This window comes from Micromonospora sp. TSRI0369, assembly GCF_001905625.1.
Classification (GTDB): Bacteria; Actinomycetota; Actinomycetes; order Mycobacteriales; family Micromonosporaceae; genus Micromonospora; species Micromonospora echinospora_A.
This window is the reverse complement of the sequence record NZ_LIVU01000006.1, coordinates 1-516: the sequence shown is the minus strand read 5'-3', so window position 1 is coordinate 516 and position 516 is coordinate 1.

Below are 516 nucleotides of genomic sequence, written 5' to 3'. Positions count from 1 at the left end.
GGGCGGGTGTGACGGAGCAACTTCCCCGATCTGGTGCACGTGCCCGCCACTTCGGCGAACTGGCATGTTCGCCCAACCCGAGCCGGCCCTACCTGGCCGTTTTCCGGCTGGCGCTGGCGGCGTCCTGCCACACTTCGGGGAGGTGGTGTGGTCGGGGCGGATGGGATTCAGCAACTTCCCCGATCTGGTGCGCGCGCCCGCCACTTCGGGGAGGTGGCGCGAACAGGCCGGCTGAACACACGCCCCTCCCGCGCCCCCGAGCCCGCCCTCGCCGATCTTGCACTTCCGCCCCGAAAAATGTCCGTTTGGTAGCGATTTCCGGGACCGCAACTCCATGATCGCGGAGCGGGGGACGGTGCACCCCACGGGACATGAGGCACCACGTGCTCGACCCGGTCGATCATGAAGTTGGCGGCCGATTTCGATCTGGCGGTTTCTAGGCTTCAGTGCAACTGATCTTGGTTGGGCTGGGGGTGCGGGTGGCTAGGCCGGGTGTGTTGACGTTCGGGCATCGGC